The sequence below is a fragment of the Arthrobacter sp. zg-Y20 genome (assembly GCF_030142075.1).
In the GTDB taxonomy this organism is placed as follows: domain Bacteria; phylum Actinomycetota; class Actinomycetes; order Actinomycetales; family Micrococcaceae; genus Arthrobacter_B.
The window spans coordinates 1,319,456-1,344,316 of the sequence record NZ_CP126241.1 but is presented as its reverse complement, the minus strand read 5'-3'; the positions used below and the strand labels follow the sequence as shown (position 1 = coordinate 1,344,316).

General features: G+C 67.2%; 24 protein-coding genes. 4 read left to right on the top strand and 20 right to left on the bottom strand.

What is annotated here, in order from left to right; genetic code table 11:
- Positions 1-107: 107 nt before the first annotated feature.
- The 7 genes from QNO06_RS06480 to QNO06_RS06450 form a co-directional block, all read right to left on the bottom strand.
- Positions 108-533, bottom strand: coding sequence for a helix-turn-helix domain-containing protein (locus QNO06_RS06480; RefSeq protein ID WP_269437448.1), 426 nt, complete (start codon positions 531-533; stop codon positions 108-110).
- Between the two features lie 141 nt (positions 534-674).
- Positions 675-1,202, bottom strand: a complete 528-nt coding sequence (locus QNO06_RS06475; RefSeq protein ID WP_227914016.1) for a CinA family protein — start codon at positions 1,200-1,202, stop codon at positions 675-677.
- Positions 1,199-1,789 carry a CDP-diacylglycerol--glycerol-3-phosphate 3-phosphatidyltransferase gene (pgsA, locus tag QNO06_RS06470; protein ID WP_227914015.1) on the bottom strand — a complete coding sequence of 197 codons (591 nt, stop codon included), beginning with the start codon at positions 1,787-1,789 and terminating at the stop codon, positions 1,199-1,201. The genes QNO06_RS06475 and pgsA overlap by 4 nt, the downstream gene beginning before the upstream one ends.
- A 20-nt stretch (positions 1,790-1,809) precedes the next feature.
- Positions 1,810-4,719 carry an FtsK/SpoIIIE family DNA translocase gene (locus tag QNO06_RS06465; RefSeq protein ID WP_227914014.1) on the bottom strand — a complete coding sequence of 970 codons (2,910 nt, stop codon included), beginning with the start codon at positions 4,717-4,719 and terminating at the stop codon, positions 1,810-1,812.
- A gap of 122 nt (positions 4,720-4,841) precedes the next feature.
- Positions 4,842-6,533, bottom strand: coding sequence for a ribonuclease J (locus QNO06_RS06460; RefSeq protein WP_227914013.1), 1,692 nt, complete (start codon positions 6,531-6,533; stop codon positions 4,842-4,844).
- A gap of 6 nt (positions 6,534-6,539) precedes the next feature.
- Complete coding sequence (gene dapA, locus QNO06_RS06455) at positions 6,540-7,457, bottom strand: 4-hydroxy-tetrahydrodipicolinate synthase (RefSeq protein ID WP_227914012.1); 918 nt, start codon at positions 7,455-7,457, stop codon at positions 6,540-6,542.
- Between the two features lie 87 nt (positions 7,458-7,544).
- Entirely contained in the window at positions 7,545-8,354 is an 810-nt protein-coding gene (locus QNO06_RS06450; protein WP_227914011.1) for a helix-turn-helix transcriptional regulator, read from the bottom strand.
- 86 nt (positions 8,355-8,440) lie between these two features.
- On the opposite strand from QNO06_RS06450, the gene QNO06_RS06445 reads away from it, so the two are divergent.
- Together QNO06_RS06445 and QNO06_RS06440 are read left to right on the top strand one after the other, a co-directional pair.
- On the top strand, positions 8,441-9,112 hold the full coding sequence (locus QNO06_RS06445) for an SDR family NAD(P)-dependent oxidoreductase (protein WP_227914010.1): 672 nt from the start codon (positions 8,441-8,443) through the stop codon (positions 9,110-9,112).
- An 89-nt stretch (positions 9,113-9,201) separates the two neighbouring features.
- The gene (locus tag QNO06_RS06440; RefSeq protein ID WP_227914009.1) at positions 9,202-10,377 is read left to right on the top strand and encodes a heparan-alpha-glucosaminide N-acetyltransferase domain-containing protein; all 1,176 of its coding nucleotides are present in this window, start codon (positions 9,202-9,204) and stop codon (positions 10,375-10,377) included.
- On the opposite strand, the gene QNO06_RS06435 is transcribed toward QNO06_RS06440, so the two are convergent.
- The 9 genes from QNO06_RS06435 to modA all read right to left on the bottom strand — a co-directional run bounded on the left by QNO06_RS06435 (position 10,374) and on the right by modA (position 17,783).
- A complete protein-coding gene (locus QNO06_RS06435; RefSeq protein ID WP_227914008.1) occupies positions 10,374-10,856 on the bottom strand; it encodes a hypothetical protein in 483 nt (160 codons plus the stop codon). The genes QNO06_RS06440 and QNO06_RS06435 overlap by 4 nt on opposite strands.
- 8 nt (positions 10,857-10,864) lie before the next feature.
- Positions 10,865-11,623, bottom strand: coding sequence for a 4-hydroxy-tetrahydrodipicolinate reductase (gene dapB / locus QNO06_RS06430; protein ID WP_227914007.1), 759 nt, complete (start codon positions 11,621-11,623; stop codon positions 10,865-10,867).
- Positions 11,624-11,643: 20 nt separating this feature from the next.
- Positions 11,644-12,081, bottom strand: a complete 438-nt coding sequence (locus tag QNO06_RS06425; protein ID WP_227914006.1) for a molybdenum cofactor biosynthesis protein MoaE — start codon at positions 12,079-12,081, stop codon at positions 11,644-11,646.
- The gene (locus QNO06_RS06420) at positions 12,071-12,574 is read right to left on the bottom strand and encodes a MogA/MoaB family molybdenum cofactor biosynthesis protein (protein WP_227914005.1); all 504 of its coding nucleotides are present in this window, start codon (positions 12,572-12,574) and stop codon (positions 12,071-12,073) included. Before QNO06_RS06420 ends, QNO06_RS06425 begins: the two co-directional genes overlap by 11 nt.
- Positions 12,571-12,996 (bottom strand): cyclic pyranopterin monophosphate synthase MoaC, encoded by a 426-nt coding sequence (moaC, locus tag QNO06_RS06415; RefSeq protein ID WP_231708843.1) that lies wholly within the window; start codon positions 12,994-12,996, stop codon positions 12,571-12,573. Before moaC ends, QNO06_RS06420 begins: the two co-directional genes overlap by 4 nt.
- A 124-nt stretch (positions 12,997-13,120) precedes the next feature.
- A complete protein-coding gene (locus QNO06_RS06410) occupies positions 13,121-14,488 on the bottom strand; it encodes a molybdopterin molybdotransferase MoeA (protein ID WP_227914003.1) in 1,368 nt (455 codons plus the stop codon).
- Between the two features lie 52 nt (positions 14,489-14,540).
- Entirely contained in the window at positions 14,541-16,163 is a 1,623-nt protein-coding gene (locus QNO06_RS06405) for a molybdopterin-dependent oxidoreductase (protein WP_227914002.1), read from the bottom strand.
- Positions 16,160-17,005 carry an ABC transporter permease gene (locus QNO06_RS06400; protein WP_227914001.1) on the bottom strand — a complete coding sequence of 282 codons (846 nt, stop codon included), beginning with the start codon at positions 17,003-17,005 and terminating at the stop codon, positions 16,160-16,162. Before QNO06_RS06400 ends, QNO06_RS06405 begins: the two co-directional genes overlap by 4 nt.
- On the bottom strand, positions 16,995-17,783 hold the full coding sequence (modA, locus tag QNO06_RS06395) for a molybdate ABC transporter substrate-binding protein (RefSeq protein WP_227914000.1): 789 nt from the start codon (positions 17,781-17,783) through the stop codon (positions 16,995-16,997). The genes QNO06_RS06400 and modA overlap by 11 nt, the downstream gene beginning before the upstream one ends.
- Before the next feature lie 38 nt (positions 17,784-17,821).
- Between modA and moaA the strand changes: the two genes are divergently transcribed.
- Both moaA and QNO06_RS06385 read left to right on the top strand, forming a co-directional pair.
- Positions 17,822-19,024 (top strand): GTP 3',8-cyclase MoaA, encoded by a 1,203-nt coding sequence (gene moaA, locus QNO06_RS06390; protein ID WP_442860191.1) that lies wholly within the window; start codon positions 17,822-17,824, stop codon positions 19,022-19,024.
- The gene (locus QNO06_RS06385; RefSeq protein ID WP_227913998.1) at positions 19,025-19,285 is read left to right on the top strand and encodes a MoaD/ThiS family protein; all 261 of its coding nucleotides are present in this window, start codon (positions 19,025-19,027) and stop codon (positions 19,283-19,285) included.
- On the opposite strand, the gene QNO06_RS06380 is transcribed toward QNO06_RS06385, so the two are convergent.
- The 4 genes from QNO06_RS06380 to QNO06_RS06365 all read right to left on the bottom strand — a co-directional run bounded on the left by QNO06_RS06380 (position 19,282) and on the right by QNO06_RS06365 (position 24,582).
- Positions 19,282-19,599, bottom strand: a complete 318-nt coding sequence (locus QNO06_RS06380; RefSeq protein WP_227913997.1) for an HNH endonuclease — start codon at positions 19,597-19,599, stop codon at positions 19,282-19,284. The genes QNO06_RS06385 and QNO06_RS06380 overlap by 4 nt on opposite strands.
- A complete protein-coding gene (locus tag QNO06_RS06375) occupies positions 19,577-20,683 on the bottom strand; it encodes a DUF222 domain-containing protein (RefSeq protein ID WP_284162892.1) in 1,107 nt (368 codons plus the stop codon). The genes QNO06_RS06380 and QNO06_RS06375 overlap by 23 nt, the downstream gene beginning before the upstream one ends.
- Positions 20,684-20,961: 278 nt before the next feature.
- The gene (locus tag QNO06_RS06370; RefSeq protein WP_227913995.1) at positions 20,962-22,356 is read right to left on the bottom strand and encodes a M16 family metallopeptidase; all 1,395 of its coding nucleotides are present in this window, start codon (positions 22,354-22,356) and stop codon (positions 20,962-20,964) included.
- Positions 22,357-24,582, bottom strand: coding sequence for a polyribonucleotide nucleotidyltransferase (locus QNO06_RS06365; protein WP_284162889.1), 2,226 nt, complete (start codon positions 24,580-24,582; stop codon positions 22,357-22,359). It abuts the gene before it with no gap.
- Positions 24,583-24,861: the final 279 nt, after the last annotated feature.

Genomic DNA, 24,861 nt, shown 5'->3' with positions numbered 1-24,861 from the left:
ACAAACCCCCGCAGGCACCGCACCTGCGGGGGTCACTAGCTGTTCAGCTGGTAAATCTTGGGGGCAACGCATCCGTCGCCTGAAGCGAAGGGGCGCTGCCGGGGTTCCTAGGATGTGCGGGCCAGGTCCCGGGCCAGGTCTTCGGGAAATTCACGTGCGAATTCCCGCGAAAACTCAGAGGGCACGGTATCTGGAATGGCAACGCCTTCAGCGCTGGCCACCCGGTCACTGACTTCACGGAGCATCAGGGACAGGGGCACATCGAGGGCCGTGCAGATTGAAGACAGGAGTTCCGATGATGCTTCCTTCTGTCCGCGTTCAACCTCGCTGAGGTAGCCGAGGGATACACGGGCACTGTGCGACACCTCGCGCAGGGTACGGCCCTGGCGCTGGCGCACGTCGCGGAGGACATCACCAATCTCGTGACGAAGAACTACCATCTTGCGCTCCTTAGGCTCCCGGTGTGCGTCTTCCGCCAACCCTACATCCCGCCAGCGGATCACGCCGTTCACGGATACGGGTTGTTTAACCATGTGTATCGTCCTGCTCCCTATGAGTACGGGCTGCGGCGAGTTGCCGCAGACTGTTCAAAGATCGTACTGAAAGAACCTTGGCGGTTCCTGATACTAACAACTGATGCCCTGACGGTTTTGTTCCCGCGGCGGATGGGGCGGTTACTGTCCGTCTCCAACGGGACCGGCGGTCTCCAGTTCTGCGGCCAGCATCGCGAGTGCCTCGCGGCAGGCAGCGGCACGGATGGCGGTGCGGTCTCCGGGGAACAGGAACTCCCGGAAGTAAGATCCTCCGGCAGAGGCGATCCCTACGAAGACTGTTCCCACCGGTTTGCCGTCGTGGGCCGCAGGCCCGGCCGCCCCGGTGGTTGATACTGCGACGTCGGCGTCCAGGGCCTTGCGCGCCCCGACCGCCATAAGCTCCGCCACCCTTCCATCCACGGACCCGGCTTCGGCCAGGAGCGCGGCCGGAACCCCGAGGACGGAATGCTTGATCCCATTTTGGTACGCGACCACGCCACCCTGCAAAACTGTGGACGCTCCCGGCACGGATCCAAGCTCCGCGCAGAGCATTCCCGCGGTCAGGGACTCGGCAGTGGCTACGGTTTTGCCGGCCCGGTTCGCGGCGCGCAGGACACGGGCGGCCGAGCTCTCCTCCACAGGGGCGCCCGCCCCGGTCTCCGGGCTCATACGCTCTTTGCGCTGCGGCGCAGGCGGACGGCCTGCAGGACGTAGTCGATGCCTGTCACCACGGTGATCACCAGTGCGGCGGCCATAAAGACGGCGCCGATCCACCAGGCCCAGCTGCCCAGCCAACTGCCCAGCGGCAGCAGGAACACGAAGATTGCGAAGGTCTGTACCACCGTCTTGAGCTTGCCCCCTCGGGAAGCTGCCATCACGCCGTAGCGGATCACCACGAAGCGCATCAGGGTAATACCCAGTTCGCGGACCAGGATCACAATGGTCACCCACCACCACAGTTCGCCCAGCAGCGACAGCATCACCAGTGCGGAACCGATCAGCAGCTTGTCCGCGATCGGATCGGCGATTTTGCCGAAGTCGGTGATCAGGCCGCGGCTGCGGGCTATGTCGCCGTCGAGCTTGTCCGTGTAGATGGCGACGGCGAATGTTGCCACCGCCAGCCATCGGTAGAGCCCGCCGCGGCCGTCGTCGGCAGCGAGGAACCAGATGAAGAGCGGAACCATCAGGATCCGCACCACCGTCAGTGCATTGGCGATATTGAGGGTAGGTACCCTCTCGCTAGGAGAATTGCTCACAGCTTCAGCCTAGCGAACATTCACCGGCCGGTGAGGTTCCATGCGTCCTCGGACTCCGGGTCGTCGGCGCCGTCGTGGTACTCCGCAGCCTGCGGCCGGCCATCCAGGTCGGCGGCGACCAGGTCCACGGGACCGCCGGCGTCGAACCCGTGGTTCACGTTGGCGTTCTCGGCCAGCGCTGCGGCGTCCGCTCCCCCGGACGGGGCAGGCGCTTCGTCGCCGCTGATGGCTGCCAGGGTGGCCGCCAGGTCGTCGGGCTTCACCAGCACATCGCGTGCCTTGGAACCTTCGGAGGGCCCGACGACGCCGCGGGACTCGAGCAGGTCCATCAGGCGTCCTGCCTTGGCGAAGCCCACGCGCAGCTTGCGCTGGAGCATGGAGGTGGAGCCGAACTGAGTGGTCACCACCAGTTCGGTGGCCTGCAGCAGCACGTCGAGGTCGTCTCCGATGTCGTCGTCGATCTGCTTCTTGGGCGCCGTGACCGCAACGTCTTCGCGGTAGACGGCCTGCAGCTGGTTCTTGACGTGCTCCACCACACGGTGGATTTCGGACTCGGTGACCCAGGCGCCCTGTACACGGATGGGCTTGTTGGAGCCCATCGGCAGGAACAGGGCGTCACCCTGGCCCAGCAGCTTTTCAGCGCCGGGCTGGTCCAGGACCACGCGGGAGTCGGTGACCGACGACGTCGCGAAGGCCATGCGGGAGGGCACGTTCGCCTTGATCAGGCCGGTCACCACGTCCACGGAAGGCCGCTGGGTGGCCAACACCAGGTGGATGCCGGCGGCGCGGGCCAGCTGGGTGATGCGGACAATGGAGTCTTCCACGTCCCGCGGGGCAACCATCATCAGGTCGGCCAGCTCGTCCACGATCACCAGCAGGTACGGGTAGGCGCGGATGACCCGCTTTGATCCGGCCGGGGGCACTACCTTGCCGTTGCGGACGGCCTTGTTGAAGTCGTCAATGTGCTTGAACCCGAAGTTGGCGAGGTCGTCATAGCGGGTGTCCATTTCCCGGACCACCCACTGCAGCGCTTCGGCAGCCTTTTTGGGGTTGGTGATGATGGGGGTGATCAGGTGCGGAACGCCCTCATAGGCGGTCAGTTCCACGCGCTTGGGGTCCACCATGACCATGCGCACCTCATCCGGCGTGGAGCGCATCAGGATGGAGGTGATCATGGAGTTCACGAACGAGGACTTACCGGCGCCGGTGGCACCGGCCACGAGCAGGTGCGGCATCTTGGCCAGGTTGGCCACCACGAACCCGCCCTCAACGTCCTTGCCCACGCCCATCACCATGGGGTGTTCGGTCTTGCGGGCGGAGTTGGAGCGAAGCACGTCGCCCAGGGCCACGACTTCCTTGTCCGCGTTCGGGATTTCGATGCCGATGGCGGACTTGCCGGGAATGGGCGAAAGGATGCGCACGTCGGAGCTGGCCACGGCGTAGGCGATGTTTTTGGAAAGGGCCGTAACCCGTTCCACCTTGGTACCCTCGCCGAGTTCGATCTCGTACCGGGTAACCGTGGGGCCGCGGGAGAAGCCGGTGACCTTGGCGTCCACGTTGAACTGCTCCAGAGTGTGCGTCAGGGCCGCGACGACGGCGTCGTTCGCTTCGGAGCGTTCCTTGGCGGGCGGGCCCGGCGGCAGGAAGTCCGACGGCGGCAGCGTGTAGGTGATGTCGCCGGAAAGCTGCAGCTGCTCGGTCCGCTGCGGGATGGGGGTAGCCGGCGGGGTGTGCGCCACCGGGCGGGACGGGACCGGAGGAACGGCAGCGGCAGCCGCGGGAAGGTTCAGCACCTCGGTGGCGCCCGGGACCATGCTGATGGCTTCGGTGGGCGGTTCCGCGCTGTCCATGCCGCGGTCCAGGTCGCCGTCGACCGGCAGGCCCTGGTTGCGGCGGATCTTCTGCGTGGCCAGTTCGGCCTGGGTGGGACGGCGGACGCCCGGCGGGACGACGGGCGCTGCTGCTGCGGCAGCAGCCGCTTCTTCCTCTTCATCGGCCAACAGGGCGCGTTCAAAGGCTTCATCGCCGGCAAAACCGTCCTGCGCAGCGGCTGCGGCCGCCTCGGCTTCCTTCTCCCGGCGGGTCTTGCGCGGCTTTTTGACCTTCTCGGGCTTGGGGTTGCCGTAGAGGTAGCTCTGGTCATGCGCCTCGGGATCATCCGGGGCCAGGTCCTGGCCCATGAGGTGCTCGTACAGGGCGCGCAGGCGTGCGGGAATGTGGCGGAAGGGTGTGGCGGTGATGATCAGGACGCTCACGAACACCAGGAAGGACAGAAGGATGAGCACCGGCCACTTGGTCAACGCGGCGGAGAGCGGGCCGGATACAAGGAAGCCGACAATGCCGCCGGATACCCAGAGCCGTTCGAAGCCGTCCGTCAGGGAGGGCAGGCCGCCGACAATGTGGGTGATGCCCGACCCGGCGAGCAGCATGATCACCAGGCCGATGCTGATCCTGCTGTTGGCGCGGTGGCGTTCCGGGTATCGGAAGAGTCGCACGGCACCGGTGAAGAGCATGAACGGCAGCACCAGCGCCATCCAGCCGAACGTGCCGGCGGCGCCGGCGTGGATGACGTCGGCTACGGGACCGCGCAGGGCCCACCACTCCACCGTGGCGACGGCAAGGCCGAGCAGGGTCAGGAAGAAACCGGTTCCATCGCGGCGGATTTCGTAGTCCGGGGACACATCGGTGCCGAGCTTGCGCACCCCGCCGCCGGCAATACGGGAAATGCCCATCCAGGCGCTTTCAACGGCGCGCAGCGGCAGGGGCAGCTGTTCCGGCGGGGCCGGGCGTGCTGCAGCGCTCCCCCGGCCTGTTGTTCCGCCGCGCGGGCTGCCTTTGCCTGATGCCTTGCTTGTGCTGCCGCCGGCACTCCGGGCCGTGGTACGGCCGGAAGAACCGCTGCGTGCGGCAGGGGAAGTACGAGTCGCCATACCAGCCACGCTACCCGACGGGACCCCTGATCCCCCGGATTTACGCGGCCGGACCGGCATTTACCGGCCTGCTCGGGCCGCGCAGGTACCCGCAAGTACCCGCGGGGGTCCCCTTCAGCGGGCTACGCCTCGACGACTACGGGGACAATCATGGGGCGGCGGCGCAGGCGCCGGTTGACCCAGGTGCCCACTACCCGCCGGACCACCTGCTGCAGCTGGTAGGTGGTGTGGTCCGTGTTGGAACGGACCGCTTCCTCCAGCGCTGCGCTGATCTTGGGAATGATCTCGTCAAAGACCGCATCACCTTCGGCGAATCCGCGGGCATGGATTTCCGGTCCGGAGACGATGGTCCCGGTGCTGCGGTTCACCACGGAGATGATCGAGATGAAGCCCTCTTCGCTGAGGATCCGCCGGTCCTTCAGATCGGTGTCGGTGATCGCTCCCACGCTGGAGCCGTCCACGTAGACAAACCCGCACTCAACCTCGCCGACCACCCGCGCCTTGCCGTCGCGCAAATCCACCACCGTGCCGTCGTCGGCCAGGACAATGTTCTGTTCCGGGACGCCGGTGGCCGCGGCCAGCCGGCCGTTGGCAATCAGGTGCCGGGTCTCGCCGTGGACCGGCATGGCGTTCTTGGGCTGCAGGATGTTGTAGCAGTAGAGCAGTTCACCGGCCGCGGCGTGCCCGGAGACGTGGATTTTGGCGTTGCCCTTGTGCACAACGTCCGCACCCATGCGCATCAAACCGTTGATGACGCGGAAGACGGCGTTCTCGTTGCCCGGGATCAGGGAGGAGGCCAGGATGACCGTGTCGCCCTTGCCGATGCTGATCCGGTGGTCTCCGTTGGCCATCCGGGACAGTGCTGCCATGGGTTCGCCCTGCGACCCGGTGGACATCAGCACCACCTTGTTGTCCGGCAGGTCGTCAACGTTTTTCAGGTCCACCAGGATGCCCTCGGGGACGTTCAAGTAGCCCAGCTTCTCCGCAATGGCCATGTTGCGAACCATGGAGCGGCCCACGAAGCAGACGTAGCGGCCGTGTGCCGCGGCGGCGTCCAGTACCTGCTGCACCCGGTGGATGTGGGAGGAGAAGGAAGCGACGATGATCCGTTTGTTGACCTTCCCGAACAGTTCCTGCAGCACCGGGCCGATCTCGCGTTCGGCAGTGGTGAAACCGGGTACGTCGGCGTTGGTGGAGTCGGCCATAAAGAGGTCCACGCCCTCTTCGCCCAGCCGTGCGAAGGCACGCAGGTCGGTGATCCGCCCGTCCAGGGGCAGCTGGTCCATCTTGAAATCACCGGTGTGCAGCACGGTGCCCGCCGCCGTGCGGATGAACACTGCCAGCGCGTCGGGGATGGAGTGGTTGACCGCCACAAACTCGCATTCAAACGGTCCGAAGCTTTCGGTCTGGCCTTCCTTCACGGTCAGGGTGAACGGCTTGATCCGGTGTTCCTGCAGCTTGGCTTCCACCAGGGCAAGGGTCAGCTGTGAACCGATCAGCGGAATGTCGTTCTTGAGCCGCAGCAGATACGGAACGGCGCCGATGTGGTCTTCATGGCCGTGCGTGAGCACCACGCCCACAACGTCCTCGAGCCGGTCCTGGATGTAGGAGAAGTCCGGCAGGATGAGGTCAACGCCGGGCTGGGTCTCTTCCGGGAAGAGGACCCCGCAGTCAACAATCAGCAACTTGCCGTCGATCTCGAAGACGGCCATGTTCCGGCCGATCTCCCCCAGCCCGCCCAGCGCGACGATGCGCAGCGTTCCCGGTTCCAGTGCCGGCGGGGTCATCAGTCCGGTGCCCGTTGTTTCCGTCATGTCCGGTTACGCCTCGTTCCGGGAAAAGTCCATGCCGGCTTCGGCCAGGTCCGTCAGGACCGTTTCCATTTCGACGGCGTCCGGTGCCACCAGCGGCAGCCGGACGGCGGCGGTGGGGATGACCTTCTGCATCGCCAGGACCTGCTTGGCGGCGACGGCACCGGGAATGTGGGTCATCACCGCGCGGATCAGCGGGTCCAGTTCGAAGTGGATCCGGCGGGCGGTCTCGAAATCCCCGGCCGCGGCGGCGTCCACCATGGCACGGAACTGTTCGGTGGCGATGTGCGCGGTGACGCTGACCACGCCCACGGCGCCGGCGGCCATCCACGGGAGGGTGAGGCCGTCGTCGCCGGCGTAGATGTCAAGCGTGGTGTTGGCCAGCACCCGGGTGATGCCGGCGAAGTCGGCCTTGGCATCTTTCAGGGCAAGGATGCGCGGGTTCTCGGCGAGCTTGAAGATAGTGGAGGTGCTCAGCGCAATTCCGGCGCGGCCGGGAATGTCATAAACCATCACGGGCAGCTCGGTGGCGGCGGTAACGGCATCGAAGTGCGCCACCACTCCTGCCTGCGTGGGCTTGTTGTAGTAGGGGGTCACCACCAGCTGGCCGTCGGCGCCGGCCCGCTCGGCGCGGCGGGCCATTTCCACTGAATGGGAGGTGTGGTTGGTGCCCGTGCCGGCGATGACCTTCGCCCGCCCGCCGACGGTTTCGGCAACCACCCGGAACAGGTCTTCCTTCTCGCTGTCCTCCAGAGTGGAGGTTTCCCCCGTGGTGCCGGAGACCACCAGGCCGTCACAACCGTCTTCCACCAGCTTGTTCGCGAGGTTGGCGGTGGCGTCGAAGTCCACTGCTCCGTCCTCCGTGAACGGGGTCACCATGGCGGTGACGAGTGTACCGAAGGGAAGGGTGCGGTTTTGGAAATCCATGGGTAAAACGTTACCCGCTGCGCAGCGCAAAGGGGCAACGGTCACGCGGCCGGCTGTTCCCAGCCGGATGAACCGGACGGGGCGGCATCAGGAGCAGACGGCTGCCTGCAGCACCTTCAGTGCGGCGTTCGACGCCGATCCCGGCTCCGCCCGGTAGACCACCAGTTCCTGTCCGGGTGCAGCCCGGACGTCGAACGCCTGCAGGTGCAATTCCAGGTCCCCGGCCTCCGGGTGGCGGAAGCGTTTGCTCCTCAGCCGTCCGCCGCGCACCTCGGCATCGGTCCACAGTTCCGCGAAGCGGGCATCGGCGGCCAGCAGGCGTCCGCGGACCTCGGCGATCCGCGGCTCGCGGGGCTGGGCTGCCTCCAGCAGCCGGAAACTGGCCACCATGCTGGCGGCCACCGTCTCCCAGTCCCGGTACAGCACAGCCGCAGCCGGGTCCAGGAACATGGATTCCAGCAGGTTGCCGGTGGGGCCGAACCCCAGGAACAGGGCCTCGGCCAGCGGGTTGGCAGCAAGGACGTCGAAGGCCTGGCCAAGGACGAAGGCAGGGTGGTCCGGCCATTCGTTAAGGAAGGCCGCCAGCTGGGGGTCCACGGCGGCGGCGGTCGGAACGGTGCGCGGCGGCGTCAGCCCCGCCAGGCGGTACAGATGCGCCAGCGCATGTTCGTCGAGCAGCAGTGCGGTGCCGATGGCAGCCGCGACTTGGGGCGACGGCGAGGCTTCGCGGCCCTGCTCCAGGCGCATGTAGTAGTCCACGCTCACATCCGCCAGCCGCGCGACCTCCTCCCGGCGCAGGCCCGGCACGCGGCGCCGGCCGTTGCTGCGCAGCCCGACATCGGCGGGCTGGACACGGGAACGGCGGAGGATGAGGAATTCTCCCAGCGGCGAAGGCACATCAGCAGTGTAGCGAGGGTGGGTGCCGTGCACCCGGGAACGGCACGGCGTTCCGCGGCGGCCTTCTGCGCGCAAGCATTGACGCCATGGAAGACGCCATGGAAAACGAGCAGCAGAAAACAGTCCTGATTATCGGCGCGGGGCCCGGCATCGGCCTTTCCGTGGCCCGGCGCTTCGCGTCCGGCGGGGTTGCCCTGGTGGCACGCTCCGCGGAACGGTTGCAGCAGCTGGCCGCCACGCTGGCAGGCGAGGGGATCGCTGCCGAGTGGGAAGCGGCGGATGCTGCGGACCCGGCCGCCCTGCAGCAGGCCGTGAAGTTGCTCGTCGAGCGGGTAGGCCCCATCGACGTCCTCTGCTTTAGCCCGCTGCCCAGTCTCGACCTGATCGGTCCGGTCCTGGACACCGGCGCCGAAGAGTTCCTTGCCTCGCTTGCGCTCAGCGTAGGCGGGGCCGCTACCGCCGTGCGCGCGGTGGTGCCGGGCATGCTGGAGCGCGGACACGGCAGCCTGCTGTTCACCACTGGCAGCGGAGCCCTGCGGCCCTCCCCCGGCCGGGCGGCCAGCGCCGTTTCAACGGCAGCGGAAACGGCGTATGTGGACCTGCTGCACCGGCAGCTCAGCCCGGCCGGAATCCGGGTGGCGCACGTGCTGATAGTCGGACCGGTGGGTCCCGGGCTCAAGCACGAGCCCGAGGCCGTTGCTGCGGCGTTGTGGGAAGCCCACCGCACGGACGGCGGCGTCGTCACCGTTTTGGACTAGGGCCGTCCTGGACTAGGAGCCGTCCCCGGGTAGGCTCCGGAGCCTACCCGTGCGCGGGCAAGCGGGTACGGCGTGAGACGATGCTGTGCATGATCCAACGCCGCCTCACGGGCATCGATGCTGCCCGCGGGATCGCCCTGCTGGGTATGATCGCCACCCACACCATGCCCCTGTACAACCAGGAGACCGGGGATCCGTCGTTTACCGGCTTGGTCTTTTCGGGGCGGTCCTCGGCGCTGTTCGCGCTGCTGTCCGGCGTCGGGCTGGCCCTGCTGACCGGTGGCAGCCAGCCCCACGAGGCGAAGGCCGTGAACCGCGACCGCCGCGGCATTGCGGTCCGTGCAGTCATCATTGCCCTGGTGGGCCTGGCCCTGGGTGGATTGGAGACCAACATTGCGGTCATCCTGTTCCACTACGCGGTGTTGTTCCTGCTGGCCCTGCCGTTTGCCGGCATGCCGCTGCGCCGGCTGGCGGTCTGGGCTGCCGGGTGGTTGCTGCTCTCCCCCGTGCTGGCATACCTGCTGCGCGGCTGGCTGCGGGAAGTCCTTGCGCCGTCGGAGATCGGCGGCAACCTCACGTGGGACTCGTTCCAGGAACCGGCCGCCCTGGCGGCAGACGTATTCGTCACCGGCTTCTACCCGGTGCTGCAGTGGCTGAGCTACATCTTGCTCGGGATGGTTATTGGACGGCTTGACCTGAAGAACCTGCCGGTGCAGGTGGGACTGCTTGCCGCCGGGGTGTTCGCCGCCGTCGCCGCCAAGTTCACCTCGTACTACCTGCTGGGCACACTGGGCGGCCTGCAGGTGCTGGAAGCCACCGAATCCGGGCAGCGGCTGCCGCTGGCCAGGATGCTTGAGGTTAACCTCAGCCCGGTGGAACAGACCGGGTCCTGGTGGTGGCTGGCGCTGGCGGGGCCGCACTCCAACACCAGCCTGGACATGCTGCATGCCTCCGGGACCGCCGCTGCGGTCCTGGGTGCGTGCCTGCTGCTGACCAGGGCCCGCCCCAACCTGCTCCTGCCGCTGTCGGCAGCCGGGGCCATGACCCTGACGCTGTACAGCCTGCATGTATGGGTCATGACCATTGTGGACCAGCAGGACCCGGCGCTGGAGCCGCTCCCGGTGTTCTGGATCCAGGCCGTCTTCTACGTGGTCCTGGCCGTCCTGTTCCAGCGCATCCAGGCGCGGGGACCGCTGGAGTTCGTGACGTCCGGGGCGTCCCGGCTGGCGCGCGGGAAAGCGGCCGGCCGTTCAGCAGCTCGCTAGCTGCCGGCCTTCGCGCGTTCGGCAAACAGCTTCCCGGCCTGCCGCATGGAACGCCGGGCACGGGTGCGGTCCCCGGCGGCGTCGTAGGCGCAGGACAGCCGGAACCAGCTGCGCCAGTCCTCAGGTGCAGCTTCGGTCTCGGCCTTGTACTTGGGGAATTCCGCGTCCGCCGCTTCCCGGACGATGCGCCCGGCCGGTGTGCGGGGCAGATCATCAACGGGCAGGCGGCCTTCTTCGGCCAGGATGACTGCCATCTTTTCGGTCCGCGCACCGAACATCAGTTCCCGGATCAGTGCCCAGGCGCCTACCACCGGCAACACCAGGTAAGCGGCGCCCATAAAGCGTGCAGTCAGCTCAGACGAGGTCAGCAGCAGCCAACCCCGCTGCGCGGAGACCACCAGGTAGAACAGCAGCAGCAGCGTCACCAGGGCCACGCCCAGTTTGGCGCGGTTGGAAAACAGGCCGGTGAAGAAAGACAACGTGTTCCTTAGTCGTTCAGGTTGAGGTAGCCGTCAAGTCCGACGGTCAGTCCGGGGTGGGCGTCCACCTGGCGCAGCCCCAGCAGCACGCCGGGCATAAAGGAGGCACGGTCGAACGAATCGTGCCGGATGGTCAGCTGTTCGCCGGGGCCGCCCAGGAGCACTTCCTGGTGGGCTACCAGTCCGCGCAGCCGGACTGAGTGCACATGCACGCCGTCCACGTCGGCGCCGCGGGCGCCGTCGAGCTGTTTCACGGTGGCATCCGGCGACGCCGGCACACCTGCCTCGCTGCGGGCGGCGGCAATCAGCGCGGCCGTGCGGACGGCGGTGCCGGATGGGGCATCCACCTTGTCCGGGTGGTGAAGTTCAATGATTTCCACCGACTCGAAGTACCGCGCCGCCTTGGCGGCGAAGGCCGAGGCCAGCACGGAGCCCAGCGCGAAGTTCGGAGCGATGAGCACACCCGTGCCCGGCGACGCGCGAAGCAATATTTCCAGCCGGGCGAGCCTATCGGCGTCCCAGCCCGTGGTGCCCACTACGGCGTGCATGCCGTGTTCGACGGCGAAGCGGACGTTGGCCTCGGTGCTGTCCGGCACGGTGAGGTCCACGACATACTGCGCTCCGGAGGAGACGAGGGTTTCAAGCGGGTCGGTGCGGCCCAGGGCTGCAACGAGCTCCATGTCCCCTGCTGCCCGCACGGCGGCCACAGCCTCGGATCCCATGCGGCCTGCGGCGCCGAGGACCGCCACGGCAAGTTTTTCGCTCATGTGCACCAGATTACCGGTGCTCAGGGGCGGTCGCTGACGCCCACCCACTCGGTTGTGCCGTCCGTGAAGCCCTGTTCCTTCCAGATCGGTACGTTCGCTTTGACGGTGTCCACCAGCTCGGAGCAGGCCGCGAAGGCCGTGCCGCGGTGGGCCGATGCCACGGCGGCCACCAGTGCTGCGTCGCCGATGTCCAGGTTCCCGGTGCGGTGCGCCACCCAGATCCGCACGCCGTCGTACTTGGCGGCAACAGCTGCGGCAGTCTGGCCCAGCACTGATTCGGCGCTCGGATGCGCGCTGTAGCCCAGGGAGGTCACGGACTTGCCGTCGTCGTGGTTGCGGACAATGCCGCTGAAGGTCACCACGGCCCCGCAGTCCGGTGACCAGGCGAGGCGTTCCGCCTCGGCGCTGCTCAGCGGTTCCCGGGAAACTTTGGCGTTCAGGACTTGGCTAGTGTTCACGTTTTCCTTCGAGCTGGCCGCAGATGTGGCCGATGATAGGTTCCAGCACGGCCAGTCCGTCGGCCACGGCCGCCGGCGAGCCAGGCAGGTTGACGATGAAGGTCCGGCCCGCTGTGCCGGCGAAACCGCGGCTGATGGACGCCATTGGTGTGGACGCCAGGCCCTTGGCCCGGATGGCTTCCATGACGCCGGGCACGTGGCGTTCGAGCAGCGGTTCGGTGGCGTCGGGGGTGACGTCATCCGGGCTGAGGCCGGTGCCGCCGCTGGTCAGCAGCACGGACGGTTCCAGGGCGAGGATGCGCTGCAGGGAAGCGGCCACTTCCTCTCCGTCGGGCACCACTTCGGCCAGGACAATGTCATACCCCAGCGCGTAGAGCCAATCCGCTATCAGCGGACCGCTTTCATCCTGGTAGGTTCCGGCGGCGGCGCGGGTGGAGGCGATCAGCACGCCGGCGGTGCGTCGCGGCGACGCGGCAGGCTGCGAGACGCTCACAGCGTCCAGTCCCCGCTTTTGCCGCCGGATTTGGCGAGCACCATGGTGTCCGTGATCCGGGCGTGCTTGTCCACGGCCTTGATCATGTCGTACAGCGTCAGGGCGGCAACGGAGGCGGCGGTCAATGCTTCCATTTCGACGCCGGTGAGGGCCTTGGTCTTCACCGTGGCCTCGACGACGACGTCGCCGCCCCGGGGCGTGAAATCCACTGTGACCTTGGTGATCGGCAGCGGATGGCACAGCGGAATGAGATTGGAGGTCTGCTTCGCGGCCATGATCCCGGCCACCCGGGCCACGGCCAGCGCGTCTCCCTTGGGCAGCCCGCCGTCGGCGATCAGCCGGACCACGTCTTCGGTGCTGCGCAGTACCGCCTGGGCGGTGGCCTGGCGCGTGGTCTCAGCCTTGGCTGACACGTCCACCATGTGAGCGGACCCGTCCTCGCGGACGTGGGTCAGTCCGGCGGGTGGTAAATCTTCGGGTTCGACGCTCACGCGGGGTCCTTTCAGTGCACGCTTGATGCGGTGGCTCGTTTAGTCCCACCGGCAATTAGTCCAACAGCAATACTGTCACTTCCGTGCCGGCCGGAATGTGTTCGATGCCCGCAGGGATGGAAACCAGGGCGTTCGAGGAGGCCAGGGCGTGGACCAGGTGCGAGCCGGGACCGCCCACGGGTTCCACCGTGCCGCCGGCATACCGTCCGCGCCGCACCTGGTGTTTGCCGGCCGGGCTGTCCAGTGCTTCGGTGAGGCGGGCCCGGATCTCCGGGCGCGGCCGCGGGGCGCCGGTGACAGTGCCCAGGGCCGGGCGCAGGAACATTTCGAAGGAGACCAGCGAGCTGACCGGGTTGCCCGGGAAGCCGAGGAACGGCACACCGTCCACGGTGCCGATCCCCTGCGGCCCGCCCGGCTGCATGGCCACGGACAGGAACCGGACATCGGCCGAGGCCAACGCCTGCCGCACCACCTCGTACGCACCCTTGCTGATGCCGCCCGAGCTGAGCACTAAATCCGGTGCGTCGGCAACCAGATCGGCGCGGAGCAGGGCGGAGAACTCCTCCGGGGAGTCGGCCAGGATCCGGGAGCGGAGCACTTGTGCCCCGGCCTGCTCCAAAGAGGTCCGCAGCAAGGTGGTGTTGGCATCGTGGATCTGGCCCGGGTCCAGTTGCTGGCCGGGTTCCCGGACCTCGTCTCCGGTGGTCAGCAGCAGCACGCGCGGGCGGGCCCGGACGGGCACCTCGGCCAGGCCCAGGCCGGCCAGCAGCCCCAGTTGCAGCGGACCAAGAACCGTTCCGGCTGCCAGCGCGAGGCTGCCGGCGGCTATGTCGCTGCCTGCGGTCCGCACAAACTGCCCGGCCGGAACAGCAGCCGGCAGGTCCACGGTCCCCGCGGTCTCCGGCGGAAGGAAGCGGTCGGGGCGGCAGGCCTCAATCGGCACGACGGCGTCTGCCCCCGCGGGCAGCATCGCCCCGGTCATGACGGGTGCAGCGGTTCCGGGCTGCAGCGCAGCCGGGGCGGTCCCGGCGGGAATGGAGGCAGCCCGGGCCAGCCGGACCAGGCCAGCGGCCGGGGCGGTGGTGCCGGGGCCGCTATAGGGACCGGGAACGGCGTCGGGAACAAGGTCAGCCGACCGGACCGCGTAACCGTCCATTTGGGAATTCGTAAACGGCGGAAGGTTTCCCGGCGCATACACGTCCTCGGCCAGCACCCGGCCCGCGGCACTAGCCAGCCCCACCGTCTCCCGGGCCGGCGGGTGTGCTTCGAACCAGGTAGCGAGCAGCTCCCGGACGGCTTCGCGGTGCTCGGCAACACTGCGCGCACCGTGGGCGGAGTGCTGTCCGGAAGCACTGTGCTGTCCGCCGTGCGGGACCTGCTCTGGGGCGCGGGGGGCGCCTTGTGGAAGGGGCTGCGTGGACATCTTCCTCCTAGTGGAGACGGCGGGATGGAGCATCGGGCCCGGCGCCCTGGCCTCAGCGCACCGTCACCCGAATTGTATGCAGGCCGGTGGCGCCGTCGGGAAGCACCGACCGTTTCTCGTCGGTCTGCACAGTGCCGTTGGCATCCACGGCCCGCACGGTGATGTCGTGTCCGCCCGGCGACAGGTCAACAGGAATCCGGTACTGCCGCCAGGTGTCCGCCGAAATTCCGGCGGCCAGTTCCGAGTCCTGCCAGTCGCCGTCGTCAACGCGGACCTGGACGGCACTGATTCCAGTGTGCTGCGCCCAGGCCACGCCCGCCACCGTCACTGTGCCGGCCTGCACAGGCTTGCGGCCGGGAACGTCGATGCGGGAGGACAGCTTGACGGGCCCGCGCTCGCCCCAGCCGCGTTCGGTCCAGTAGGCGGTGTCATCGGCGAATCGGGTCACCCGCAGTTCGGTCACCCACTTGGTGGCGGAAACGTAGCCGTAGAGTCCGGGGACCACCAGGCGGACCGGGAAACCGTGTTCCAGCGGCAGCGGTTCCCCGTTCATGCCCACGGCCAGCAGCGCGTCGCGGCTGTCCGTGAGGGCCTCCAGCGGGGTGGACGCGCTCCACCCGTCGTTACTGGTGGAGAGCACCATGTCCGCGCCGAGCCGCACTCCGGCCGAGGCCAGCAGCTCGCGCACCGGCCACCCCAGCCAGCGGGCATTGCCGATCAGGTTTCCGCCCACCTCGTTGGATACACACGCAAGGGTCACGAAGCTTTCCTGCAGGGGTTTGGCCAGCAGGTCCGCGTAGCTGAGCTCCACTTCGCGGTCCACCATGCCGGTGACCCGCAGGCGCCAGTTCTCCGGATCGATGGCGGGCACGCTCAGCGCCGTGTCGATGCGGTAAAAGTCCGCAGCGTCAGTCACCAGCGGAGTCAGCCCGTCCACGGCCAGTTCAGCCCCCGCCGGAATCGGTGCCGCGGCGCGGGCGGGAGAGGGCAGCCGTACAGCGTCGCGCACGGCAGCTACTCCGGCCTGCCCGCCGCGGGCAATGCCGGCCAGCGCCGCACCGAGCAGGGCCACCAGCGCTCCCCCGCCGACCGAGACCAGGACCGCCCGGCGGCTCACGGCCGCGTCAGCGGGTGCGGGCGCCGCAGCCAGGGCGCGGACACGCACGGCGAGCCAGCGCAGGACCATGACGGCGACGACGGCGGCAGCCAGCGGCGGAACAATGGAGAGGACGGCTGACTGGGGACGGGTCAGGACAGCAGCCAGCCCCGCCGCTCCGAAGGCACCAAGGATCAGTGACCCGGCGGGCGGGCGGCGCAATTCCAGTACCCCTGCTGCAATAGCAGCGAGGGCAATGATCAGTCCCATGCCTGCCAGCAGGGCGGCTTTGTCCGCAGTGCCGAACAGGGCAATGGCTGCGTCCTTGACGGGTCCGGGAACGGCATTGATGACCACTGAGCCGACGGCCGAGACCGGGGACAGCGACGGACTCAAGAATGCCGCGAACAGCTCCCCGGCTGCGATGCCCAGGCAGGCTGCCACCAGTCCCGCCCCTGCCGCCCAGCCGCGGATCCGCCGCTGAGCGGGAGCGGGCTTACCTGCTGGACGTTCGGCAGGAGTTCCGTCCGGCTTTCCGCCGGGGGCGGGCGGCTCCGGTGCCGCCTCCGGTCCGCTCATCGCGGCAGCAGCCGTCCGGCGCCGAGCCGGGCCAGCAGCAGGACCAGAAGGTACAGGGCAATGAGCATCAGGCAGATCCCCAGTGCCGCCTGCGGCTGGTTGGAGTTCAGGCTCAGCTCGATTTGCAGCGGCAGGGTGCGGGTGCGGCCTTCGATGCTTCCGGCGAAGGTGATGGTTGCCCCGTATTCACCCAGGGAGCGGGCAAAAGCCAGCAGCGCTCCGGCCACAATGCCGGGCAGCGCCAGGGGAAGGGTGATGTGGCGCAGGATGGCGGTTGGGCCGGCACCCGAGGTGGCGGCAGCCATTTCCAGGTCCCGGTCCACGGCCGAAAGGCTGTTCAACGAGGCGACCACAAAAAACGGCAGCGACACGAACACCTGGACAATCACTACGGCGGCCGGTGAGTAGCCGACGTCGAGCCCTGCTGCGCCCAACAGCCGGCCGGCAATCCCGTGCCTGCCCCAGAAATAGAGCAGGGCAATGCCGGAGACGACGGGTGAGAGTACCAGCGGGATCAGCAGGATCCCTCGCATGAGCTGTATAGCGGGCCCCTCGAGTTTGCTGAACAGGACAGCCAGCGGCAGCCCCAGCAGGACGCAGATCAGCGTGGAGATAACCGAGGTGGCCAGGGACAGCCCCAGCGCGGTCCGGGCCTGGTCCGAGTCCAGCAGGTCTGAAAGGGAGGTCCACGGGACGTTCAGCAGCAGGGCGGCAACGGGTCCGGCACACAGCAGCAGGGCGAGACCGGCCGGCAGCCAGAGCCAGCCGGGTGTGGTTGCGCGCGCTTCCCGGTCCCGCAGGGAAGTCCGAGCGCGGGCAGGGACGGAAGTATTAGGGGGCATCGGTGTGTCCTGTGCCGGCGGGGCCGAAGCCTGCCTCGGCGAGGATGGCTGCGGCATCGGAGCCGGTGAGCCATTCATAGAACGCTGCGGCACTGGCATTTCCGGCTCCTTCGGCGGTCAGGGCGGCCGGATAACGGTTTGGTGCCGGATCATCCAGCGGCAGGAATCCAACGCCCGTGCCCGCTGCTGCCAGGGCGTCGGTCCGGTAGACAAAACCGGCGTCGGCCTGCCCGGTGGACACCTTGGCCAGCACTGATCGCACGCTGTCCTCGATGCTGGGGGCCTGCAAGGCCAGGCCGGCGGTTACCAGGATCCGCTCCGCAGCCCGGCCGCAGGGAACGGAAGGAGCGCAGACGGCGGTGCGCACCGCGTCGTTCGCGGCGTCGCCCAGCGCTGCAATTCCGGCGGGATTGCCCGGCGCATAAGCCAGGACCAGCGTGTTGCTGGCCAGCACGGTTTCCTCCGCCAGCAGGCCGGATGCGCGCAGGGGGTCAAGCGATTCAAGATCAGCGGTGATCACGACGTCGGCCTGCGCCCCCGACTGCAGTTGTGCCACGAGCTGGCTGCTGGAACCAACGTTGATGCGCAGCTTCCCCCCGCCGTCGTACGCGGCGTTCAGCGTCTCCACCACGTCAGTGAGGGACGATGCGGCGAAAACGGTGACGCCGCCGTCGCCCTCTGCGCCGGAGCCGGTGGACGCACACGCGGCCGTGCACGTGGCCAGGAAAACCGCCGCGCACGCCGCCAAGGTCCTGCGGACCCGGAGAACAAAGCGCATTCATAGAGCCTAACTGTGAAAGAGCGTAACCTCGAGGGATGGGAATACAGCTGGGAATGCCTGCCGTTGGCCCTTCCCCACACGCACCGGGGACCGGATCATCACCAACTAGTACATCAGAGTCCAGTACAGCAGAATTCAGCGTACCGATGGCCCCGGTTCCGGCGGCTGCTGAAGCGCCGGCCACGGCTGTGCTGTCCCCCGGCCCCGCCGCGGCGGACGGCCTGCTGGACAGGTATGGGCGCAGGGCCACCGATATGCGCCTCTCACTGACGGACAAATGCAACCTCCGCTGCACGTATTGCATGCCCGCCGAGGGGTTGGACTGGCTGGCCAAGGACAAAGTCCTGTCACGGGACGAAATTGTGCGGCTGGTCCGTATCGGTGTGGACCGGCTGGGGGTGCGGGAGCTGCGCCTGACCGGCGGCGAACCGCTGGTGCGTGCCGATCTGGTGGACATTATTGCCGGGATCCGGGCCAACCATCCCGATCTGCCGATCTCGCTAACCACCAACGGCCTGGGCCTGGACAAAAAGGCCCAGGCACTCAAGGAGGCGGGCCTGACCCGCATAAACGTTTCCCTCGATTCCCTGCATCCGGACACTTTTGCGCAGCTGACCCGGCGGCCTTTCCTGGACCGTGTGCTGCGCGGGTTGGAGGAAGCGGCGCGGGTGGGCCTGGGTCTTGTGAAGATCAATGCGGTGCTGATGCGCGGCATCAACGACGCCGAGGCCCCGGATCTGCTGGAATGGGCCGTCAGCAACGGTTTCGAGCTGCGTTTCATTGAGCAGATGCCGCTCGATGCCGACCATGGCTGGACCCGCGACGGCATGATCACCGCCGCCGAGATGCGGAGCCTGCTGGAGCGGGACTTCGTCCTGACTCCGGACCCCCGGGAACGCAACGGTGCTCCTGCCCAGCGGTGGGAGGTCCGTCGGCGGGCCACGCCGGAAACCGTGGCCGGCACGGTGGGGATCATTGCCTCCGTCACGGAGCCGTTCTGTGCCGAGTGTGTGCGGACCCGGGTCACGGCAGAGGGGAAAGTGCGCAGCTGCCTTTTCTCCCACGAGGAAACAGACCTGCTCGCCTTGATGCGCAGCGGAGTGGACGACGACGCGGTGGTCCGGCGGTGGCAGGAAGCAATGTGGGGCAAACCGAAGGCCCACGGGATGGCCCACGTTGGGCTGGGTGCGCCCGACTATGTACAGCCTGAACGAACCATGAGCGCGATAGGTGGCTAGGTGCTGATCCGATATTTCGGCGCTGCGAAAGCGGCAGCCGGCACAGAAGAAGAAACCCTGGATGAAGGACCCCTGACACTGGGCGAACTGGCGGAAAAGCTGGGTGCGAAGTATCCGGCCGCCGGGCCCGGGGTGCCGGTGCTTGCCACCGTGATTGCGCGCAGTACGTTCCTGGTGAATGAAACCGCAGCCCAGGATCGGGCCATGCTTCTGCAGGAGGGCGACGTTGTGGATATCCTGCCCCCGTTCGCCGGGGGTTAGGCGCCCGGCAAGGGTGGAGCCGTCGACCGGTACCGATGGCCGGTTGGCGTGCTGATCTCCACAGTGTGCCAGCGGGCACACGTGGCCTTCCGGGCGGTTGGGGCAGCAGTGGCCTTCCGGACCCGCGGTGTCGGCTGATCGGTGGTGCCGGGTGCCCCGATGACTGTTGCCTTCCAGCCTGGTGCCTCCTTGGCCTGGTTGCACGCCTCGCACAGCCCCTGGATATTGGCTGCCTCCGTGGGACCGTCGTCACGGTGCGGCCGAATATGGTCCTGGTGCCGGATCGGCGCATCACACCACGGGGTCCGGCACATCTGGTCCCGTACCGTGATCAATCGGGCCAGGGACACCGGTACGAACCCGGGCCTTCGAGTCCATGGCCAGCAGCTCCCCGGAACTCGGGGCCGTGTAGAGGCGGCGCAGCCAGAATCCGGGAGAGGACTCCCCCGTTTCCCCCGACTCCCCCGGCTTCCCTGTCTTCTGAGCCCTTCGACGGGCGCCCTTGCCTACCAGGTTCCGTGCCCACGGTGCCGGAACCACCCCGTACCCGGCCAGGTATGCCGGCTCCTTATCTTCGGCCAGCAGGGTTCGGTCCGTCATTACCAGCTGCACTTCCACCGGCACCTGCTCAGCCTTTGCCTGGCCGGTGATGCGTTCAACCATCGTGTCAGCCATGATCTGCCCCCGGCCGCGGGCATCGCCCCGGGCCCGCAACGAATCCGCAGCCCGGCACAAGGCCGCATACACCGCAACCCCCTGGGCCACCGGCAGCAGACCCGTCAGGTACGTCATGGTGTCCGGAGCCGGACGGCAGGACACAAACCGGTCCGCCTCCGCCTTCGCCGCCCGCCGCACCAACGCGGCCTGATCAAGCCGGTACGTGATCTTCCGGATCCTCGCAATCAGGCGTCCATCCCCCAACCCGTCCAACCCGGCAGGATCCCCGGCGATTTCACGGTCCACCAGTTGCCGGTCCGCCACGGACAGGCAGGCAGTCTCGCGGACCAGCAGGGTCGCCCGCCACTCACTGATGTGGCCTTCCGAGAACGCTTTGAGCGTGCACGGCATCTCCCGGGTCAAGGCCTTCGCGAAGCCCAGAATCCGGCCGCCGCGGGCCGGAGACTCCCGCCACGCCAAAGCCACCTGCGCTCCAACGCCCACACCATGCTTCTCCGCCGGCAGCCCGGCCCGGGCATGAGCCGCACGCACGGACACGTCCAACGCCGCCGCCACCCGGGCCTGCGCCGCACACGCAGCAGCCTTCAGCTCCTCCAAAGCACGGAGCCGGTCAACAAGCCCCGCATCGGAATCAGCAGCAATCGCGGCCAGCGTGTCAGGCGAAGAAAGTCCCAGCGTCAGGGCAGCTACTGCGGCAGTTGATGCCGCTTTCGGGTGCATCTCAAACGCAGCGTGCGGGCCCGCATCTGCAAGTCTTAAGTGCGGTCCGGCGCTGCCGTGAGTACCTGTTGATTCGAACATGTGTTCGATAGTAACGGCGGCAAAAGGCCGCAACAACGGGTGTTTGGGGGCTGTGGATAAAGTACTTGGACATACAGGTACCAGCATCCGGCGCGTCGACACGCGCCGCCCCACACGCCCCCTCACACCCCTCCCACAGCCCAGGGAAACAGCAAAAGCCGGGAACGCCCAGCGTTCCCGGCTTTGACGAAGTGCGGCTAGAAGCCCAATTCCGTCGCTGACTCGAAGGGTCCAACCACCGTGATGGTCCGCGGCGCCGCAGCCAGCTCAGCGGCCAGCTCCTGGACCTGCTCCGCAGTGACGGAGTGGATCCGCCGCAGGGACTCGTCAATGTCGATGAATTCGCCGCTGACCAGTTCAGCACGCCCGAGCCGGGACATCCGCGAACCGGAGTCCTCCAGCCCGAGAACCATGCCACCGGAAATCTGGCCCAGGGCCTTGGCAAGTTCCGCCGGCTCAACGCCGTCGGCCGCCAGGCGCTCAAGTTCGCTCCCGAGCAGGTCAATGACCTGCCGGGTCTTGGCAGGAGAGCAACCGGCGTACATGCCGAAGTAGCCGGCGTCGGCGTACGACGCCGAGAAGGAGTAGGTGGAGTACACCAGGCCGCGCTTCTCGCGGATCTCCTGGAACAGGCGCGAGGACATGCCGCCGCCGAGGATCGTGTTCAGCACGCTCATCGCAAAGCGACGGTCATCCGTGGCAGTCAGCGACGGGCAGCCCATCACGATGTTCGCCTGCTCCACCGGCCGGTTGTATACGTGTACGCCCGCGGTGCCGGAGATCAGTGCGGGTTCGGTGTTGCGGCGGGGAGACGGTGTGGCTGCAGGATCAAGGTCCCAGCCAGCAGTGCGGAGGGCTTCAAAAACGAGGGTGCAGACCTGGTCATGGTCCAGTCCGCCGGCAGCAGTAACCACCAGTTCCGAGGGACGGTAGTACCGGTGGTAGTGCTCCAGCACTGCTTCGCGCGAGACGCTGCGGATGGCTTCCGGGGTACCGCCGATGGGACGTCCCAGCGGGTGGTCCCCGAGAACGGCTTCGGAGAAGCGTTCGTGGCACAGGTCCGCGGGATCGTCATTGTCCATGGCAATTTCTTCCAGGATGACGTCGCGCTCCTGCTCCAGCTCGTCCGGGTCCAGGACGGCGGAGGTGACCATGTCGGTGATGACGTCAATGGCCATGGGAAGGTCGGTGTCGAGCACCCGTGCGTAATAGCAGGTGCTCTCCTTGGCGGTGGCCGCATTGGACTCACCGCCCACCTCGTCAAAAGCCGAGGCGATGTCCAGCGCCGAACGGCGGCTGGTGCCCTTGAACAGCAGGTGCTCAAGGAAGTGGGTGGAGCCGTGCCGGCCCGCGGCTTCATCCCGCGAGCCGACCCCAACCCAGAATCCGATGGCCGTACTCCGCTGGCCGGGCATTTCCTCCGTCAGTACCCGGACGCCGCCGGGCAGCACCGAACGGCGCACGACAGCGCCTCCCGGAGTGCCGACCACGAGGGTCGGGTCGGAGGGCAACGTGGTCAGTGGAAGCTTGACGACCGTCCCGTGTCCCTGCGAAGCGGACACGGGACGGGCACCATCGGAAAAGTCCGGCATTTACTCTGCAGACTCGGTTTCTGCTGCTTCGTCGCCTTCGGCGTCTTCAGCAACCACCGGGGAGAGCGAAAGCTTTCCGCGGTCATCGATCTTGGTGATTTCGACCTGGACCTTCTGGCCCACGGAGACGACGTCGTCGACGTTGTCCACGCGCTTGCCGCCGGCGAGCTTACGCAGCTCGGAGATGTGCAGCAGGCCGTCCTTGCCCGGGGTCAGGGAGACGAAGGCACCGAAGGTGGTGGTCTTGACGACCGTACCCAGGTAACGCTCGCCGATTTCCGGAACCATCGGATTGGCGATCGCGTTGATCGCCGCGCGGGCAGCCTCGGCGGAGCCGCCGTCGGTTGCGCCGATGAGGACGGTGCCGTCATCTTCGATGGAGATGACGGCACCGGTGTCCTCCTGGATCTGGTTGATCATCTTGCCCTTCGGGCCAATGACCTCGCCGATCTTATCCACGGGGATCTTCACCGAGATGATGCGCGGAGCGAACTCGGAGAGCTCGTCCGGTGCGTCAATGGCGGCCTGCATCACGTCGAGGATGTGCAGGCGAGCTTCGCGGGCCTGCTTCAGCGCTGCTGCCAGCACGGAGGCGGGGATACCGTCGAGCTTGGTGTCCAGCTGGATGGCCGTGACGAACTCGGAGGTACCGGCAACCTTGAAGTCCATGTCACCGAAGGCATCTTCGGCGCCGAGGATATCGGTCAGGGCTGCGTAGCGGGTTTCGCCGTCAACCTGGTCGGAGACCAGGCCCATGGCGATGCCGGCAACCGGTGCGCGCAGCGGTACGCCGGCGTTGAGCATGGACAGCGTGGAAGCGCAGACCGAGCCCATGGAGGTGGAGCCGTTGGAGCTGAGCGCCTCGGATACCTGGCGGATGGCGTACGGGAACTCTTCACGCGAGGGCAGCACCGGAACCAGTGCGCGCTCGGCGAGGGCGCCGTGGCCGATTTCGCGTCGCTTGGGCGAGCCCACGCGGCCGGTCTCACCGGTGGAGTACGGCGGGAAGTTGTAGTTGTGCATGTAGCGCTTGCGCGTTACCGGCGACAGCGAATCGATCTGCTGTTCCATCTTCAGCATGTTCAGCGTGGTGACGCCCAGGATCTGGGTTTCGCCGCGCTCGAAGATGGCCGAACCGTGCACGCGGGGCAGGACCTCGACCTCGGCGGTGAGCTGGCGGATGTCCGTCAGGCCGCGGCCGTCGATGCGGACCTGCTCCTTGAGGATGCGCTGGCGCACAACCTGCTTGGTGACGGAGCGGAAAGCTGCGGAGATTTCTCCTTCGCGGCCTTCGAACTTCTCGGCAAGGGAAGCCTTGATTTCGTTCTTCAGCTCGTCGGAAGCAGCGTCGCGCTCCTGCTTGTCGGCGATGGAGAAGACCTTGGCCAGCTTCTCGGCAGCTGCAGCTTCAACGGCCTCGTACACGTCGTCCTGGTAGTCCAGGAAGATCGGGAACTCGACGGTGGGCTTGGCAGCGCGTGCGGCCAGGTCCGACTGGGCGTCGCACAGAACCTTGATGAACGGCTTTGCAGCCTCAAGGCCTTCTGCAACAACCTCTTCGGTCGGGGCGGTAGCGCCCTCGTCCTTGATGAGGTTCCAGGCGTTGTCGGTGGCTTCGGCCTCGACCATCATGATGGCGACGTCGTCACCGGCAATGCGGCCGGCAACCACCATGGAGAACACGGCGCGCTCCAGCTCGGAGTGCTTGGGGAAGGCAACCCACTGGCCGTCGACCAGGGCAACGCGGACGCCGCCGATCGGGCCGGAGAACGGCAGGCCGCTCAGCTGGGTGGACATGGAGGAAGCGTTGATGGCAACCACGTCGTAAAGCACGTCGGGGTTGATCGCCAGCACGGTGACCACAATCTGGACCTCGTTGCGCAGGCCCTTCACAAAGGCGGGGCGCAGCGGGCGGTCCATCAGGCGGCAGGCCAGGATGGCTTCGGTGGACGGGCGGCCTTCGCGGCGGAAGAACGAGCCCGGGATGCGGCCGGCAGCGTACATACGCTCCTCGACGTCCACGGTCAGCGGGAAGAAATCGAAACCTTCACGCGGGGACTTGCCGGCGGACGTGGCCGAGAGCAGGGCGGTGTCTTCGTCGATGTAGACCATTGCGGCGCCGGCTGCCTGCTGGGCAAGGCGTCCGGTTTCGAACCGGATAACGCGCGTGCCGTATTTGCCGTTGTCAATGACGGCTTCTGAGAACTGAATTTCGGGACCCTCCATATGAGAGCCACCTCCGTTTCTTCTGTGGGCGGAGGCACCCAGCACCGTTTCAAACTTCCGTCCGTACGGCCGTGCCGTACGTTCAACACCCGGTCTTCGATCGAGGTCCACGGGCTGAAATCTCCCGGAGACCACTACCGAGGACCGCGAATGCTGCGATGCTGGCTGACTCCTGCTGTTTTCTTCTTTGCTGCGTGTTTCTTTTTGCTGCTTGCGGGTCCCCGGTTCAGGGGACCCGTTCGTCAATCAGACAGGTGCGCTTCCGGCTTTCCCGGTGTC

Bases quoted from the DNA above. Each gene is read 5' to 3' on its own strand.
- QNO06_RS06480 (WP_269437448.1), bottom strand. From the start codon at position 533: ATGGTTAAACAACCCGTATCCGTGAACGGCGTGATCCGCTGGCGGGAT.
- QNO06_RS06475 (WP_227914016.1), bottom strand. From the start codon at position 1,202: ATGAGCCCGGAGACCGGGGCGGGCGCCCCTGTGGAGGAGAGCTCGGCC.
- QNO06_RS06465 (WP_227914014.1), bottom strand. From the start codon at position 4,719: ATGGCGACTCGTACTTCCCCTGCCGCACGCAGCGGTTCTTCCGGCCGT.
- QNO06_RS06460 (WP_227914013.1), bottom strand. From the start codon at position 6,533: ATGACGGAAACAACGGGCACCGGACTGATGACCCCGCCGGCACTGGAA.
- dapA (WP_227914012.1), bottom strand. From the start codon at position 7,457: ATGGATTTCCAAAACCGCACCCTTCCCTTCGGTACACTCGTCACCGCC.
- QNO06_RS06445 (WP_227914010.1), top strand. From the start codon at position 8,441: ATGGAAGACGCCATGGAAAACGAGCAGCAGAAAACAGTCCTGATTATC.
- QNO06_RS06440 (WP_227914009.1), top strand. From the start codon at position 9,202: ATGATCCAACGCCGCCTCACGGGCATCGATGCTGCCCGCGGGATCGCC.
- dapB (WP_227914007.1), bottom strand. From the start codon at position 11,623: ATGAGCGAAAAACTTGCCGTGGCGGTCCTCGGCGCCGCAGGCCGCATG.
- moaC (WP_231708843.1), bottom strand. From the start codon at position 12,996: ATGGTGGACGTGTCAGCCAAGGCTGAGACCACGCGCCAGGCCACCGCC.
- QNO06_RS06410 (WP_227914003.1), bottom strand. From the start codon at position 14,488: ATGTCCACGCAGCCCCTTCCACAAGGCGCCCCCCGCGCCCCAGAGCAG.
- QNO06_RS06405 (WP_227914002.1), bottom strand. From the start codon at position 16,163: ATGAGCGGACCGGAGGCGGCACCGGAGCCGCCCGCCCCCGGCGGAAAG.
- QNO06_RS06400 (WP_227914001.1), bottom strand. From the start codon at position 17,005: ATGCCCCCTAATACTTCCGTCCCTGCCCGCGCTCGGACTTCCCTGCGG.
- modA (WP_227914000.1), bottom strand. From the start codon at position 17,783: ATGCGCTTTGTTCTCCGGGTCCGCAGGACCTTGGCGGCGTGCGCGGCG.
- moaA (WP_442860191.1), top strand. From the start codon at position 17,822: ATGGGAATACAGCTGGGAATGCCTGCCGTTGGCCCTTCCCCACACGCA.
- QNO06_RS06380 (WP_227913997.1), bottom strand. From the start codon at position 19,599: ATGTGCCGGACCCCGTGGTGTGATGCGCCGATCCGGCACCAGGACCAT.
- QNO06_RS06375 (WP_284162892.1), bottom strand. From the start codon at position 20,683: ATGCACCCGAAAGCGGCATCAACTGCCGCAGTAGCTGCCCTGACGCTG.
- QNO06_RS06370 (WP_227913995.1), bottom strand. From the start codon at position 22,356: ATGCCGGACTTTTCCGATGGTGCCCGTCCCGTGTCCGCTTCGCAGGGA.
- QNO06_RS06365 (WP_284162889.1), bottom strand. From the start codon at position 24,582: ATGGAGGGTCCCGAAATTCAGTTCTCAGAAGCCGTCATTGACAACGGC.